Annotated in this window: 13 protein-coding genes; 6 read left to right on the top strand and 7 right to left on the bottom strand. The window is 55.7% G+C overall.

The genetic code is table 11. The annotated features are described in order from the left end of the window. Window positions 1-25: 25 nt before the first annotated feature. Window positions 26-1,039, bottom strand: a complete 1,014-nt coding sequence (locus TH2_RS10295) for a helix-turn-helix domain-containing protein (protein ID WP_008890362.1) — start codon at window positions 1,037-1,039, stop codon at window positions 26-28. Window positions 1,040-1,172: 133 nt separating this feature from the next. Here TH2_RS10295 and TH2_RS10290 point away from each other — a divergent pair, with 133 nt between their 5' ends. From TH2_RS10290 to alaS, 6 genes are all read left to right on the top strand, one after another. Beyond that, window positions 1,173-2,225, top strand: a complete 1,053-nt coding sequence (locus tag TH2_RS10290) for an alpha/beta hydrolase family protein (RefSeq protein ID WP_008890361.1) — start codon at window positions 1,173-1,175, stop codon at window positions 2,223-2,225. Window positions 2,226-2,441: 216 nt separating this feature from the next. After that, window positions 2,442-2,582 (top strand): entericidin A/B family lipoprotein, encoded by a 141-nt coding sequence (locus TH2_RS10285; protein ID WP_008890360.1) that lies wholly within the window; start codon window positions 2,442-2,444, stop codon window positions 2,580-2,582. A 53-nt stretch (window positions 2,583-2,635) separates the two neighbouring features. After that, complete coding sequence (locus TH2_RS20755; protein ID WP_008890359.1) at window positions 2,636-2,812, top strand: DUF1328 domain-containing protein; 177 nt, start codon at window positions 2,636-2,638, stop codon at window positions 2,810-2,812. Window positions 2,813-3,018: 206 nt separating this feature from the next. Further along, window positions 3,019-3,162 (top strand): entericidin A/B family lipoprotein, encoded by a 144-nt coding sequence (locus tag TH2_RS10275; protein ID WP_008890358.1) that lies wholly within the window; start codon window positions 3,019-3,021, stop codon window positions 3,160-3,162. Beyond that, window positions 3,149-3,688, top strand: a complete 540-nt coding sequence (locus TH2_RS10270) for a GNAT family N-acetyltransferase (RefSeq protein WP_008890357.1) — start codon at window positions 3,149-3,151, stop codon at window positions 3,686-3,688. Before TH2_RS10275 ends, TH2_RS10270 begins: the two co-directional genes overlap by 14 nt. Before the next feature lie 180 nt (window positions 3,689-3,868). Continuing rightward, on the top strand, window positions 3,869-6,523 hold the full coding sequence (alaS, locus tag TH2_RS10265; RefSeq protein WP_008890356.1) for an alanine--tRNA ligase: 2,655 nt from the start codon (window positions 3,869-3,871) through the stop codon (window positions 6,521-6,523). 95 nt (window positions 6,524-6,618) lie between these two features. Here alaS and TH2_RS10260 read toward each other — a convergent pair whose 3' ends face one another. The 6 genes from TH2_RS10260 to TH2_RS10235 form a co-directional block, all read right to left on the bottom strand. Then, window positions 6,619-7,992 carry a DUF2254 domain-containing protein gene (locus TH2_RS10260; RefSeq protein WP_008890355.1) on the bottom strand — a complete coding sequence of 458 codons (1,374 nt, stop codon included), beginning with the start codon at window positions 7,990-7,992 and terminating at the stop codon, window positions 6,619-6,621. A 188-nt stretch (window positions 7,993-8,180) separates the two neighbouring features. Next, complete coding sequence (locus tag TH2_RS10255) at window positions 8,181-9,023, bottom strand: tetratricopeptide repeat protein (protein WP_008890354.1); 843 nt, start codon at window positions 9,021-9,023, stop codon at window positions 8,181-8,183. 203 nt (window positions 9,024-9,226) lie between these two features. Next, the gene (locus TH2_RS10250) at window positions 9,227-10,651 is read right to left on the bottom strand and encodes an aldehyde dehydrogenase family protein (protein WP_008890353.1); all 1,425 of its coding nucleotides are present in this window, start codon (window positions 10,649-10,651) and stop codon (window positions 9,227-9,229) included. Window positions 10,652-10,716: 65 nt separating this feature from the next. After that, window positions 10,717-11,448, bottom strand: a complete 732-nt coding sequence (locus tag TH2_RS10245) for an MBL fold metallo-hydrolase (protein ID WP_008890352.1) — start codon at window positions 11,446-11,448, stop codon at window positions 10,717-10,719. Beyond that, the gene (locus TH2_RS21955; protein WP_008890351.1) at window positions 11,445-12,557 is read right to left on the bottom strand and encodes an ABC transporter ATP-binding protein; all 1,113 of its coding nucleotides are present in this window, start codon (window positions 12,555-12,557) and stop codon (window positions 11,445-11,447) included. Before TH2_RS21955 ends, TH2_RS10245 begins: the two co-directional genes overlap by 4 nt. Further along, the gene (locus TH2_RS10235; protein ID WP_008890350.1) at window positions 12,554-13,345 is read right to left on the bottom strand and encodes an ABC transporter permease; all 792 of its coding nucleotides are present in this window, start codon (window positions 13,343-13,345) and stop codon (window positions 12,554-12,556) included. The genes TH2_RS21955 and TH2_RS10235 overlap by 4 nt, the downstream gene beginning before the upstream one ends.

Here is a 13,345-nt window from a genome sequence, read left to right as displayed (position 1 = left end):
CATGATGCTTGGGGTGAATGCGTTGTCAAATTTCGCGTGAAATAATGGTTTTCTGCTGCCATTGGCTTGGCGTTTTGCCTGTAATCCGCAGGAATTCACGATTGAAGTTCGACTTGGTGTTAAAGCCGCTTTCAAGCATCGTGTTGGTCACATTTTCCCCTGCGTCAAGCATGCGACAGGCATGGTCAATCCGGTACTTATTGATATAGCGCGACACGTTTTCACCGGTGGAGGTGTTGATCGCCATTGAAATCTGTTTGAGCGGGCGTCCCATGCGTCGGGAAATGCGGGCAAGGGTCAGATCCGGATCAAGATACAACCGTTCCTGTGTCTGTAACGCGTTGAGTTCATTCATGATGGCCTGACATTGCTCAGAACTCAATGCGGCCTGGCCATCATCGACCGGGTCCTTCAATGCGACATCAATCGCAATGTCTGGCGACAGGCTGAGAAAGCCAATTGTCAGTAGCGCGATTGACGAGGTGACGCTGAGAACCACACCGGCAATCTCGTCGTTCCCGTCAATCTTGGCCAGCAATATCAGAAGGTCGCTGATGGCCGATATGATCAGTGCAATGGCGATAAAGCGCCAGACCATTGCGGGGATCTGTCCCGATGTCAGGCGCATATGCGCAAAATCGCCCCGTTGGCGACGAAGCATCACCAAAATTGCCGATCCATATCCGACAAACAGGCTGCACAAGACAGCATCAATCACGACAGGCAAAAAGAAGACACAGAGCGCGACAAGTGCTGGCATCGAAAAATGCAGCAGATCCCCGCGTTGTAAACGGGCGCGAAGGCTTGCCTCAACAAATGCCATCCACGCCATGACCGGAATGGCAGAAGCCGTGATTGGCTGAAGCCATCTCAGCCCGTCGATGCCGTAATATTGAACAAGCCCGACCAAAAAACTTTGCGCGGCGGCAGCCAGCAGAAGCGCCATCAGCATCTTGGGCGTTTTCTGGCCGACAAGGGCGCGGGCAAACAAGAACCCTAAAACCAGCGCCACAATCATCGGAACAGGTAGAACAAGCATCTGATCGCAATTTTCCGCCTAAGGGGTATCAAAACCGGTTTTGAGACGTCCACAAACCCGTTCGAGGACGCAAGGCCATCCTGTTTTGGGCAGAACTTCTTCTGTACTCCAACTTAGGACAAGGATCCTTGTGATGAAACCGATATATCTCGCCTTTGCCCTGTGTCTGTTCGCAGGCCTGAAAACATCGCCTGTGCTGGCGGAACAGCAAACCGATTATGCCGGGTATGATCGTTTTGATGTGCGTGCTGACCATCGTTCCATGCCAATCGCGGCCTCAGTCTGGTATCCCGCAGATACCGTGATTTACAAGGCACCTGTCGGCAACAATATCATCTGGAAGGGAACAAGCGCCTATATCGGTGCGGCAATTGCACCGGGCAGGCACCCGCTGGTTCTTCTGTCGCATGGCTCGGGCGGTAATATGGATGGACTTGGCTGGTTGTCTTCGCAACTGGCCTTGCGCGGGGCAATTGTTGTTGCGCTAAACCATCCCGGTACGACATCCGGGGATTCTTCACCCCGCCGGACACCATTTATTGGCGAGCGGGCGGCAGATGTTCGTGCAACCCTTGATCAGGTTCTGTCAAATCCGTCCTTTGCTCCTTACATTGATCGCCAAAATATCTCTGCGATTGGCTTCTCTTTGGGCGGAACGACGGTCCTAAACCTTATCGGGGTAAGGTTTGATCAAACGCTTTTTGCGCAATATTGCGACCGATTTGGCGATGCCGCACAGGATTGCGATTTTTTGCGCAAAGGAGGCGTCGATCTTGATCATATGCCCAATGACTTCCAAGTTCCCAGCCGGGATGACCGGATTACACGTAGTGTTGCGATTGAACCGGGCATGGGGTTCGCAGCGACGGAGCAAAGCCTTGCAGCGGTAACTTCTCCTGTGCTTTTCATTGGCCTTGGCGAAGAAGAAAAATGGGCGGCTGCCGATTTTGGTCCGACTGGCAGCAATCTTGTTGCGCGGCTCAAAAATGCGTCTTCGGCAAATTTTGCGCCTGCACATCATCTGACATTTCTTGACGAATGTCAGGCAAACGCCGCCGAAATCCTGGAAGAAGAAGGTAGCGATCCGATCTGCACCGATCCCCCAGGCACGGACCGCGCCCTGATCCATCGCCAGATCATTGATGAAATCAGTGAATATCTGGCGCTTGATGCAAAGGCATCCTGATTTCGCAGGTATTGATGTGAAGGAGGTCAAGCGTGATCTCCTTCGCTTGACGTGCCCCAAAATGATCACGATTGAGGAAAGTTCATTTAAAATCAACGGATTGTCGCACTGTTTATGACGGAAAATTTGACCGGGAAGAACAGTGCCGGGAACAATTATGGGTTGTCGCCGTTTGAATTCCTGTGAGCTTTGACACCATCAATCAGGAGAATGAACATGTCGAATACGATGAAAAAGTTTCTCGCGATTCTGATGATTTCCGGTATGGGCCTTGGCCTTGCTGCCTGTGAAACTGCCGAAGGCTTTGGCGAAGACGTCGAAGATGCCGGTGAAGCAATCCAGGACGGCGCTTCCTGATCTGTAACGGATCGTTATTCATTATCTTAAAGCAACAATAGTGGGAGAATCCCATGCTAGGTTGGGCAATATTCTGTTTGGTTCTGGCACTGATCGCCGCCGTTCTTGGCTTTGGCGGACTTGCAGGGACATTCGTCGGGATCGCAAAGATCTTGTTCTTTGTTTTCCTCGTGCTGTTTGTCGTATCGCTTGTCGTCAATGCGTTGCGTGGCCGTCGCCCGCCGGTCTGATGACCGGACAGTTGCAAGACTGCACGAAGCATACATGCCTATAGAAAGGACGCCATTTCGGCGTCCTTTTCTGCGTTTAGTGCGGCAAACGGCCCTTGTGCGCGATAACGGTTGCAAGCCGGATGCCCCGAGGCCAGAATATCGCGATAAACAACAAGACAGGCGACATGCCTGTTATCCGGACTTGAATGGAGCATCCTGCAAAGATGGAAACGATGACAAAACGTCTTCTGGCCGTCCTGATGGTTATTGGCTTTGGCCTTGCGCTTGGTGCCTGCGAAACCGCCGAAGGATTTGGTCGCGATATGGAAAAACTCGGCAAGTCGATCCAGGACAGTGCAAACGACTAATCCACGAACGGCCCATCTTCAGACAAACCGTCTTCAAACCGACCGCCTCCACCTTTCGGCGGCCAGATTGGCCGATATCCCCGACCTTTATGCCTTCCTTGGTGATCGTGACGCGATGCGGTTCACCCAGTGTGATGAAAGCTTTGCGGCGTGTCGCAAGCGTGTACTGGTCCATGAATGGTTCCGGCGCCGCGATGGATTTGCACCATGGGTCGTAAGGCTGCGCACGTCTGGCGACATCATTGGATGGGGCGGACTATATACCGATCCGTTTGATCCCGGTTGGGGGCCGGAGCTTGGCTATTATTTGGCGCCGAAAGTCTGGGGGCAGGGGCTTGGCCGGGAACTGGCGACTGCGGCCCTTGACTATGGACGGGGCCGGACATCGATTTCGTGTCTGACCGCCTTTGCCCATCCGCAAAATTCGGCGTCGCGCAAATTGTTGCTGGGCCTTGGCTTTGAGGCCGCCGGGTTTGTTAAGGAAATGAACCGGGATCGATTCACATTATTGCTGAAAACTGGCTGAATTTCAGCTGGGTTTGGTCCGATTAACCGGCCCCAAATCGCCGAATTGGGCAAAACTTGCGGCAAATCCCCCGGACTCCTTTCGCCTGACTGGACAGGGCAGGGCCGAGCCGCTAAATAGGGCAGTCCGTTCGCCAGTATGGCGCGCGCAGTTGTTCCGCGTTTTCCGGGTTGGAGAGATATGCAGACCGTCAACGATATCCGCACCACGTTTCTGGAGTTCTTCCGCAAGAACGGCCACGAAGTCGTTTCGTCCAGCCCGCTGGTGCCGCGCAATGACCCTACCCTGATGTTCACCAACGCCGGGATGGTTCAGTTCAAGAACGTTTTCACCGGCCAGGAACACCGCGATTATTCGCGTGCAGCGACCTCGCAGAAATGCGTGCGCGCCGGGGGCAAGCATAACGACCTTGAAAATGTCGGTCATACCGCACGCCATCACACCTTCTTTGAAATGCTCGGCAACTTTTCGTTTGGCGACTATTTCAAGGAAAACGCGATTGAATTCGCCTGGAACCTGATCACCAAGGAATATGGCCTTCCGAAAGACAAGCTGCTGGTCACGGTCTATCACACCGATGACGAGGCGCATGGCCTTTGGAAAAAGATCGCCGGTCTGACCGATGATCGCATCATCCGCATCCCGACTTCGGATAACTTCTGGTCGATGGGCGATACCGGCCCGTGTGGTCCGTGCTCGGAAATCTTCTTTGACCATGGCGATCACATCTGGGGTGGCCCTCCGGGCAGTGCGGAAGAAGACGGCGACCGTTTCATTGAAATCTGGAACCTCGTCTTCATGCAGTACGAACAGATGGCAAATGGTGATCGTGTTGATCTGCCAAAACCGTCGATCGATACCGGCATGGGTCTGGAACGCATTGCTGCTGTGCTTCAGGGCAAACACGACAACTATGACATCGATTTGATGCGTGCGCTGGTCGAGGCATCGGCCGATGCCACCAATACCGATCCGGATGGTTCGCATAATGTGTCGCACCGTGTGGTTGCCGACCATCTGCGTTCGACCAGCTTCCTGATTGCCGATGGTGTTCTGCCGTCCAATGCCGGTCGCGGCAACGTTCTGCGCCGTATCATGCGTCGCGCGATGCGCCACCTGCATATGGTCGGAACGCAAGATCCGACGATGTATAAGCTGGTCCCGGCCCTGGTAAGCAAGATGGGCGGTGCCTTCCCGGAACTGGTTCGTGCACAGGCATTGATCGAAGAAACCCTCAAGCTGGAAGAGCAGGGGTTTAAAACCATGCTGGATCGCGGTCTCAAGATGCTTGATGACGCGACCGATGGCATGGATGCGGGCGCGACCCTTTCGGGTGACGTGGCCTTCAAGCTTTATGACACCTATGGCTTCCCGCTTGATCTGACCGCCGATGCGCTCAAAGAACGCAAAATCGGCATCGATGAAGCTGGCTTCACCACCGCCATGGAAGAACAGAAAGCCAAGGCACGTGCGGCATGGTCCGGTTCGGGCGAAGCTGCGACCGAGGAAGTCTGGTTTGACATCAATGACCGTGATGGCGCGACCGAATTCCTGGGTTATGAAACCGAAACCGCCGAGGGTGTTGTTACCGCGCTGATCAAGGACGGTGCCGAAGTCAAATCCGCATCCAAGGGTGACGAAGTTGCCGTTCTTGCCAACCAGACTACCTTCTTTGGTGAGTCCGGTGGTCAGCAGGGCGATGCCGGTGTGATCAAAACCGAACATGGTGCGATCATTGAAATCACCGATACCCAGAAAAAGCTGGGAAGCTTGCATGTGCATCTCGGCAAAGTGACCGAGGGCGACGTCAAGGTGGGCGATGCTGCGGAATTCCGCGTCGATCATACCCGCCGCTCAAGCCTTCGTGCCAATCACTCGGCCACACACCTTTTGCATGCGGTTCTGCGCAAGCATCTTGGTGACCACGTAACCCAGAAGGGCTCCCTGGTGGCGGCTGATCGTCTGCGTTTCGACATCTCGCATCCCAAGGCCGTCACGGCCGAGGAAGCCGCGGTGATCGAAGCCGATGTGAACAGCCTGATCCGGGAAAACAGTGAAGTCACCACCCGTCTGATGACCCCGGACGAGGCGATTGAACTGGGCGCGATGGCACTGTTTGGTGAAAAATACGGCGACGAAGTCCGCGTTGTTTCGATGGGCCTGCCGGTTGCCAATGAACATGCCTATTCGCTTGAACTTTGCGGCGGTACGCATGTGAAGCGCACTGGTGATATCGGCATGTTCAAGATCGTGTCCGAGGGCGCTGTTTCAAGTGGTGTCCGCCGTATCGAAGCACTGACCGGTGCCGATGCCGCCAAATACATGTCAGCGCGCGAAAACGTTCTAACCACGGTTGCGGCAGACCTTAAGGCCGTTCCTGAAGATGTCCCGGCCCGCGTCAAGGCGCTGCAGGAAGAACGTCGTCGTCTGGAACGCGAAGTGTCCGACCTGCGCAAAAAGCTGGCAACAGCTGGCTCGGGTGCGGCTTCTGGCGGTGATGCGTTTAAGGAAGTCAATGGTGTCAAAATGGCACTACGGTCGCTTGACGGCATTCCTGCCAAGGAACTCAAAGGCATGGTCGACGAGCTCCGCGATCAGATGGGCTCAGGGATTGTCGCCCTTGTTTCGGGTGACGGTGGCAAGGCATCCATCGTTGTCGGCCTGACCGCGGACCTGACAGATAAATACAGCGCCGTTGATCTTGTGCGCATCGGTGTTGAAAAGCTCGGTGGCAAGGGCGGCGGTGGCCGTCCGGATATGGCACAGGGCGGCGGTTCTGATCCTGCGCAGGCGGATGCCGCACTGGCCGCGATCGAGGCACATATCGCTGGCTAAGCGATCACCCGCCAAAAAGTCTGATGAATTAAAAGGGCCCCGTTTGGGGCCCTTTTCTTTTGTCTGATGATATCGTTTGGTGCCGCGTTCGTTTGTTATGCGTCGTCTTCGGACGCAGAATTTTTGACCGGCTTCTGATGATGCAATACCCGCGTGGCGGCACGAACGACGGTTTTACGGTCGTTTTCTTCGGGGATGTCGCGCTCGGCGGCATTGGCGATCATGCGGGCGTGGGTGCGCAGCACTTCGCGTTGATGATCGGTCTCGGCCAGTCGCATCAGGCTTTCAAGGATTTCAGCCATCGGCAGCAACACATCCGGCTTTGCCGTCGCAGACTGGCGGATCTGGTCATAGGCTGCCCCCAACATGCCGCCAAAATCGGACATCAGGGCATGCAGGCGGACTTCATCGTCATCATCGCGCCAGATGCCGACCGGGTAGCGAAACTGCATGGCATGTGGAAGGGCATCCCCCAGGCGATAGATCGCGGCAATGGCCGTGAACGGGTCATTGATGCCCGGTGACAGGGCGCGCAAAGCAACTTCGACCAGTTGGCGCAAGGCAAATTCGACATCGAGCATGGCCGTGCGGTGCGATCCGATCATGATCGCCTCAAGAATATCGGCATGACACTGTTCGATATTGTCTTGCGCCTGTTTGGCGACGTCATCCTTCAAGGGGACGATGCGTCCGACAATATCACCGATCAGCACGTGCTGGCCGGCACGGATCACAAGCGAGATACGCGTATCCGTCTGTTTGGCGATTTCACAGATTTTTTCATAATCGACGCCCTGCACATATCCCGAAGATGCGACGCAAATGGCCTGATCGCGGGGGATATCTTGCGGGTCGGGCAGGGTTGTCTGGGCCTTCTCGGCGGCCTTGATCGGATCGGTCAGGGTATTGCTGGCTGACTGAATGGTTTCTTCAAGGTTTTTACCAACACGCTGAATGACCTCGTCGGCAACGATCGATCGGCCAAGGTGGTGGACAAACAGGATCAGGACAAAAACGCTGATGACAAACAGCGCGATACCGACCGTCACAGCCAGATGCGGCACCGGTGCAGAATCCGGTTTTTCGCCCATCAGCATAAGGGAGGTGATCAAAAACAGGATGCTGCCAACAAAAGTGCCCAGCGCATTCTGGGTTTTGTTATCGCCCATGAAGTTGCGGATCATACGTGGTCCAAGTGACCCGGCGGCAAGGGTCAGGACCACCATCGTGATCGACAGGGCAAAGGTCGTCAGGGTAACCAGCGTGGCCAACAGGGTTTCAAGCAAACCGCGTACCGCCTGGATTTCATTGAAACCGGGTAACAGGCTGGGAAACATGTCGCGCAGGATATCCTGGGGGGCTGCCATAATGCCCACCGCAAAGGCCGCACCGCCCAGCGCAAAAAGCAACGGCGATACCCACAGGCTATAGGTCAGAAACTCCCAAACGCGGATCAGGCGTTGAACCATGATGCAAAAACCCCTTTCGGGTCAAAGAGTGTCGCGTGACCCGGATCGGGGGAAAACGCATGGACATCATATGATTAAACGCCGATCAGCGCATGCAGTTCCCGCCTGATCTGTTTTGCCATCGGCAAGGGGGATTTCAAAATGCGCAAGCAATGAGGAAACCCGCGCAGAAAGGCTGCGCAAACGTATCAGATGTCGACTTGTTCGATGGCTGCTTTGCCAATCAGCGCCTCTGCCTCGGGTGTGCCCTTGCGCGCGGTGTCGGGCAGCTTTGCCAGTTGATCGGCGGCCGCCCGGATGTCGTCAAGATCATCGATCTCGTCACAGACTTCCATCACCCGGTTCCAGATCGCGTCATGATCCATCCCGCCCATAACGGTCAGGGCGATTGCGCGATTAAGCGTTGCCTGCGGATGGTCGGCATCCTGGGACAGAATTTGTTCAAACGCCTCAAAGGCTGCGATCAGATGGCCTTCTCGCAGATTGATCACACCCAAATCGTTTGATGCAGCAAGCGACGACGGATTGATCCGAAGCAGCTGTTCAACCGCACGCCGTTCGCCTTCAAAATCCTCGTTGGCGCGGTGGCATGTGGCGATCAGCCGGTGGATGCTTTCTGATCCCGGATTATGATGGGCGGCGGTTTGCAGGGCCGAAAGGGCGGCGTCATAGCGTTCCAGCGCGATCAATGCCTGCCCGCGCAAGGTCAGCATTTCAGGATCGGTCGGTTTGGCGCGCAGCACGATATCAATATGGTTGAGTGCGCTACGTGCGTCCCCGTTTTCAAGCAATGCGCGTGCAATGTGATGCAGGCAGTCTTCATGACCCCCATCAGATTGCAGCACCGTGCGATACTCGCCGATTGCTTCGATGATCGAACCTTTTTCATGAAGCGCACGCGCCAGCCCGAAACGGGCATCTAGGTTATCCATATCTTCGCCAAGTGCCTGGCGCAGCATGTTGATTGCGGCGTCATACTGTCGCTGCTTTAAGGCGGCAAGCCCCATATCAGAAAAGGACATTGCATTCATAGGAGGTCTCCCAATCCAATCGCAATCCGTTGACCGGATCGCTGAATTTATCGATTAACGATGGGATTATAATGCCCAAGCCGATCATTACCAGCCCTATGTCATAACGAATTCATGACGCCAGACCTGTTGCCGTTGTGAGCGCCAAAAAGCAAAGGCCCCGGAATGTGCCGGGGCCTTTGTGTGATCATGATATGCGTGGCTTAAAGCTTATGGATCATCTTGATTTCCATGAAGTCTTCAAGGCCAAACAGGCCACCTTCGCGGCCATTGCCTGATTGCTTGTAGCCGCCAAACGGACTGCCCGCGAGCGGCGAGGAGCCATTTAGCAACACCATGCCAGCACGCAGTTTGCGGGCGACGCGGTCGGCCTTTTTGGCATCCGGGGTCTGGATATAGGCGGCCAAACCGTATGGTGTGTCGTTGGCGATCTCGATGGCTTCTTCTTCGGTATCGAACGGGATCATCGAGACCACCGGGCCAAAGATTTCCTCGCGTGCGATGCGCATATTGTTATTCACATCGGCAAAGATGGTCGGTTTGACGAAGTATCCCTCGTTGGTGTCATCGGGCTTGCCCGCACCACCAACGAGAACGGTCGCACCTTCGTCAATGCCAGCCTGAATGAGGGTCTGTACCCGGTCAAACTGGATGTGGCTGACCAGCGGGCCGATATGGCCACCTTCCTTGGTCGGATCGCCGACGGATGCCTGCTCGCCGACACGTTTGGCAACCTTGACCGCGTCATCATAGATCGAGCGTTGTACCAGCATGCGGGTCGGTGCGTCACAGGTCTGGCCGGAGTTGTTGAAAACGGCATTCACACTCCAGGCGATGCGGTCTTCGATATCGACATCGTCGAACACGATGTTGGGGGACTTTCCGCCGAGTTCGAGCGTCACGCGTTTGATGTTTTCCGACGCATCCTTGGTGATCGCCTTGCCCGCACGGGTCGATCCGGTAAAGGACATCATGGTGATGTCAGGATGACGTGACAGGGTCGCACCGGCAACCGGACCAGCCCCCTGAACCATGTTAAAGGCCCCGGCCGGGAAGCCTGCCTCGTGGATCATTTCGGCATACAGCATGGCATTAAGCGGGGTGAACTCGGATGGCTTCAACACACAAGTGCAGCCGGTGGCAAGGGCCGGGATGACCTTGAGCACGATCTGGTTGATCGGCCAGTTCCACGGCGTAATCAGGCCGCAAACCCCGATGGGTTCGCGCAACAAAAGCTCGCCATTATAAAGGATTTCCTCGGTCTTGAGCTTTTTCAGCGCAACAATGAAATCTTCGAGATGTGCCGTGCCGGCTGCGGCCTGCTGTTCGTGCGACATGGTGGTCGGCGCGCCGAGTTCGGTCGTGATGGTATCTGCAACTTCGCCGTAGCGGCGCTTATAGATCGCAAGCAGGTTTTCAAGCCAGCCAAGACGCTGTTCGAGCGTGGTCTGGCTGTAGCTTTCAAAGGCGCGCTTGGCCGCGGCGACGGCAAGGTCGACGTCTTCTTCGCTGGCCAGGGTGATTTGGGTGATGACTTCTTCGGTGGCCGGATTGATCACGTCCATCTTTTCCGAGGAAATCGGATCAACCCATTTGCCGTTGATGTAAAATTTGCCTGCGTTATCCATTGGAAGCCTTCCTGAGTTTCTCTGTGTTGGGCCAAGGCGTTAGCCCCGGCACGAGTGGCGCGGTTTCAGGTTCGTTCCCTCAGCCAGCTTTTTATTATTTCCCGGTGGCGTTCGGCCCCGTAACTGGCGAAATGCCCGCCATGCACGACCCGGACCGGCAAATCATAAAGCCGTTCCATCGATCGGACATAGTCAGCTGCATTTGCATGATAAGTGTCTTCGATCAAAGGTCCATCATAAACAATGTCGCCGGAAAACAGGATGCCGGTGGCCTTTTCCCAAAGCGCAATACCGCCCGGTGAATGGCCCGGTGTGTGGATGACCTCGAAATGGCGGTCGCCCAGATCAATCACATCGCCGTCCTCGACAATGCGGGTGGCCGGTGCCGCCTTGACGGCGTAGGTGGTCGAGGCATAGGGAAGCGGCGGGAGTTTTGTGAAAATCTCGTCGGTCACATAGGGATCAGCCAGCGTGTTTTTACGCGTGGGTGCTGCCAGAAGATCGGCTTCGCACCGATGGCACACCCGGTTTTCAAATTCATGATGGCAGCCGATATGGTCAAAATGGGTGTGGCTGGCAACCGCCTGAACGCTGCGTTCGGTGACAAGCGGTACCCATTCGGTCAGCGATACAACACCCATGCCGCTATCGACCAGCATGTCGCCATCGCGGCCGCGCACATGCCAGATGTTGCAGCGGTAAAATTCCTCGATAAACGGTTCGCCGATATAGGTGACGTCATCGCCGACGGTTTTCAGGCTATACCAGTCTTCGGGTTTGGCGCGGTCGATCGTCATAGGGCAGCACTTTCTGGTGTGGGGCGGGGCGGATGGCCATGCAACACCACAACCGAGGTCGGATCAAGGGTCAGTTCAACCCATGCCCCCGGTTCGATGATGGCCGATTGCGGCATGTGGGCGGTGATCGTCATGTTGGGGTAATCAAGCGGGCTTAGATGGGCGCGATGATGGGTGCCAAAGAACGATCCGTCTTCGACCTTGGCCTTGCCCAGCGTGATGCGCGGGCCGGTCCCGGTGCTGGCACGGAAATGTTCCGGGCGAATGGCGAGGGTGACCGATGCACCGGGGACAAAGCCCCTGCATTCGAACTCCGGCAGTTCGACGGTGCCAAGCGGCGTCTTGACGGAAATGGTACTGTCGGTTGCACTTTCAAATGTGCCGGGGATGAAATTGACCTCCCCCATGAAGCTTGCAGTGAAAATCGTCTTGGGCTGCATATAGATGTTTTCGGGGCTGCCGACATCTTCGATCCGGCCGGCATTCATCACCACGATCCGATCGGCAATCGCCATGGACTCTTCCTGATCGTGGGTGACGTGGACAAAGGTGGTGCCAACGCGTTTCTGAATGGCTTTCAGTTCATCCTGCATTTGACGACGGAGTTTGAGATCAAGCGCCCCCAGCGGTTCATCAAGCAACAAGACATCGGGTTCAACCGCCAGCGCACGGGCAAGGGCAACGCGCTGGCGTTGACCACCGGAAAGTTCATGGGGTTTCTTGTTGGCCGATGTCTTAAGCCCGACCATATCAAGCAGCTCTTCGGCCTTGGCATGGCGTTCGGCCTTGCCAACCTTGCGCATTTTAAGGCCAAAGGCGACGTTGTCGCGCAGGCTCATATGCGGGAAAAGGGCATAGTCCTGAAACATCGTGGTGGTTGGGCGTTTGGCCGGTGCGACATCGCCCATATCCTTGCCATTGATTTCAATCGTGCCACTGGATGGCGACAGGAACCCGCCGAGCAGAGACAGCAAGGTGGTCTTGCCGCAGCCCGATGGTCCCAGCAGGACGATATATTCGCCCGCCGCGATTTCGAGGCTGATGTCGTCAAGGGCGGTAAAGTCGCCAAAGATCTTCGTGGCGTTGCGAATGGAGACAGGGGCGGTCATTTCTTTGCCGTCCTTCTAAAGACAATCAATTCAAGAATAAGCAGCAGCGCAACCGAGACCAGGAAGACAACGCTTCCCACCGCGTTGGTTTTCGGGTTCAGGCCCGAACGCAACATGCTCCAGATTTCAACCGGCAGGGTGACGTCAAAGCGCGATAGCAAGAATGCGATGATGAATTCATCCCAGCTAAACGTCACCGACAGGAAAAAGGCCGCAAGGATCGATGGCATCAACATCGGGGCAGACACCTGCGTCATCACCTGCCATTCGGCGGCACCCAGGTCGCGGGCGGCCCGTTCGATGTTTTTCTGATGATCGCCCATGGAGGCATAAATAATCGCAAAGCACAGCGGCAAATTGATCACCACATGCCCGATCCCGACCGTCCAAAGCGACAGCGAAACACCAAGCCAGTTAAAGGTGGTCAGCAAGCCCAGCGCAATGATCAGGTAACTGACCGTCATTGGTGCAATCAGAAGGCCGCGTTGCAGACGCGATGCTGGCAGAACAAAGCGCGCCAGCCCATAGGCCGCACAGAAACCAAGCACGCAGGCAACCGTCGCCGAGCCGATGGCAACCATCAGGGAGTTGGTCAGGGCCGACATCAGTCGACTGTCAGAAAAAACCTCGCCATACCATTTAAGGGTCGCGCCGTTAAACGGTGGAACCGGCAGGCGGCCATCCTGAAATGAAAACAGGACAAGGACCGCCACGGGCAAAAAGATGAAGCCATACAGCGCGATCAGATAGGACCATGAAGCCAGTTTCGATAGGCGTGAAGAGATCAT

Origin of the sequence: Thalassospira profundimaris WP0211 (assembly GCF_000300275.1) — a bacterium.
GTDB classification, from domain to species: Bacteria; Pseudomonadota; Alphaproteobacteria; order Rhodospirillales; family Thalassospiraceae; genus Thalassospira; species Thalassospira profundimaris.
This window is presented reverse-complemented; position numbering and strand designations above follow the sequence as displayed.

Coding starts and splice junctions, on each gene's coding strand:
- TH2_RS10295 (WP_008890362.1), bottom strand. CDS start 1,039: ATGCTTGTTCTACCTGTTCCGATGATTGTGGCGCTGGTTTTAGGGTTC.
- TH2_RS10290 (WP_008890361.1), top strand. CDS start 1,173: ATGAAACCGATATATCTCGCCTTTGCCCTGTGTCTGTTCGCAGGCCTG.
- TH2_RS10285 (WP_008890360.1), top strand. CDS start 2,442: ATGTCGAATACGATGAAAAAGTTTCTCGCGATTCTGATGATTTCCGGT.
- TH2_RS20755 (WP_008890359.1), top strand. CDS start 2,636: ATGCTAGGTTGGGCAATATTCTGTTTGGTTCTGGCACTGATCGCCGCC.
- TH2_RS10275 (WP_008890358.1), top strand. CDS start 3,019: ATGGAAACGATGACAAAACGTCTTCTGGCCGTCCTGATGGTTATTGGC.
- alaS (WP_008890356.1), top strand. CDS start 3,869: ATGCAGACCGTCAACGATATCCGCACCACGTTTCTGGAGTTCTTCCGC.
- TH2_RS10260 (WP_008890355.1), bottom strand. CDS start 7,992: ATGGTTCAACGCCTGATCCGCGTTTGGGAGTTTCTGACCTATAGCCTG.
- TH2_RS10255 (WP_008890354.1), bottom strand. CDS start 9,023: ATGAATGCAATGTCCTTTTCTGATATGGGGCTTGCCGCCTTAAAGCAG.
- TH2_RS10250 (WP_008890353.1), bottom strand. CDS start 10,651: ATGGATAACGCAGGCAAATTTTACATCAACGGCAAATGGGTTGATCCG.
- TH2_RS10245 (WP_008890352.1), bottom strand. CDS start 11,448: ATGACGATCGACCGCGCCAAACCCGAAGACTGGTATAGCCTGAAAACC.
- TH2_RS21955 (WP_008890351.1), bottom strand. CDS start 12,557: ATGACCGCCCCTGTCTCCATTCGCAACGCCACGAAGATCTTTGGCGAC.
- TH2_RS10235 (WP_008890350.1), bottom strand. CDS start 13,345: ATGATCTCTTCACGCCTATCGAAACTGGCTTCATGGTCCTATCTGATC.